This is a genomic window from Halorhodospira neutriphila, assembly GCF_016584055.1.
GTDB lineage: Bacteria > Pseudomonadota > Gammaproteobacteria > Nitrococcales > Halorhodospiraceae > Halorhodospira > Halorhodospira neutriphila.
Genome location: NZ_NRSH01000236.1, coordinates 1 through 1,536 on the forward strand (window position 1 = coordinate 1; position 1,536 = coordinate 1,536).

2 protein-coding genes are annotated in these 1,536 nt (G+C 74.2%); both read left to right on the plus strand.

Annotated features, from left to right (window positions below; genetic code table 11):
- On the plus strand, positions 1-587 hold a 587-nt coding region (locus CKO13_RS12115), incomplete at its 5' end, for a chemotaxis protein CheB (RefSeq protein ID WP_274600697.1).
- 21 nt (positions 588-608) lie between these two features.
- Positions 609-1,406, plus strand: coding sequence for a ParA family protein (locus CKO13_RS12120; RefSeq protein ID WP_200261376.1), 798 nt, complete (start codon positions 609-611; stop codon positions 1,404-1,406).
- Positions 1,407-1,536 lie beyond the last annotated feature (130 nt).

Sequence of the window (1,536 nt, forward strand, 5' to 3'; positions counted from 1 at the left end):
GGGCCGGGCCGCGGCTCGCCGACCTGGAGGTGGTTGTCATCGGGGCCTCCACCGGCGGGCCGGTGGCCCTGCAGCGCGTGCTCACGCAGCTGCCGGCGGGCTTCCCCGTGCCGGTGCTCGTCGTCCAGCATATGCCGGCCTCGTTCACCCCCGCCTTCGCCGAGCGCCTCAACGAGCTCTGCCAGGTGCGCGTGCGCGAGGCCGCCGAGAACGACCTGCTGCGCCCCGGCGAGGTCCTCCTCGCCCCGGGCGGCCGGCACCTCGGCGTGCGGGGCCGGGCCGGGGCGCTGTGCGTCTACACCTACGAAGGGGCCTCGGACCACTTCTACAAGCCGAGCGTCGATATCGCCTTCCGCGAGGTGGCCGAGCTCGCCCCCCGCGGCGCCCTCGGCATCGTCCTCACCGGCATGGGCGCCGACGGGGCGAAGGGGGCGCAGGCGCTTAAGGAGCGCGGCTGCTGGGTCTGGAGCCAGGACGAGGCGAGCAGCGTCATCTACGGCATGCCGGCGGCGGTGGCCAAGGCAGGGCTCAGCGACCAGGTCCTGCCCCTCGATGAAGTCGGCGAGGCGCTCGCGCACCTGCGCTGAGCGCGAAGGGCACGAAGGCCTATGCGGATCTGGACGGTGGCCAACCAGAAGGGGGGCGTCGGCAAGACGACCGCGGTGACCAGCCTCGCGGGCCTGCTGGCCCAGCGCGGCAGCGCGGTGCTCATGGTCGACCTCGACCCCCACGGCTCGCTGACGAGCTACTGCGGCCTCGACCCGGAGAGCGTCGAGCCGAACCTCTACGACCTCTTCCGCGCGCAGGGCCGGGGCGGGAGCGGGGCGGTGAGCACCCACCCGACGGAGGTCGAGGGGCTCGACCTGCTCCCGGCCTCGACGGCGCTGGCGACCCTCGACCGCCAGCTCGGCAACCGCAAGGGCATGGGGCTGGTCATCCGCCGCGCCCTGGCCTCCCTGGCCGACCGCTACGACTACACCCTGCTCGACTGCCCGCCGATGCTCGGCGTGCTGATGGTCAACGCCCTGGCGGCGTGCCACCACCTGGTCGTCCCCGTGCAGACCGAGTTCCTGGCCCTCAAGGGGCTCGAGCGCATGGTCCACACCCTGGAGATGATCGAGCGCTCGCGCAGCGACGGGCTGGCGTACACCATCGTCCCGACGCTCTTCGACCGCCGTACCCGGGCGGCGACCCGGGCGCTCGAGGAGCTGCGCCAGCGCTACGGCGAGCGCGTCTGGCAGGGGACCATCCCCGTGGACACCCACTTCCGCGAGGCCAGCCGGCAGGGGCTGCCGCTGACGGTCCAGCAGCCGTGGTCCCGGGGCAGCATGGCCTTCCGCAAGCTCCTCGAGCACCTGCTCGCCCAGGAGGCCGCGGACGCCGCCGAGGTGGCCGGCCATGGCTGAGGGGGACGGCGGCCACCCGGAGGGGGAGCTGCCGCAGAACCAGCGGGCGCTGAGCGACTACCTCCAGGCCCTCCTCGACGAGGTCGACGACGGGGGGGAGGCCGGCGCGGAAGGCGCGCAGGCCGCCGGG

Excerpts from the sequence above, each read along its gene's own strand:
- CKO13_RS12120 (WP_200261376.1), top strand. The coding sequence starts at position 609 with ATGCGGATCTGGACGGTGGCCAACCAGAAGGGGGGCGTCGGCAAGACG.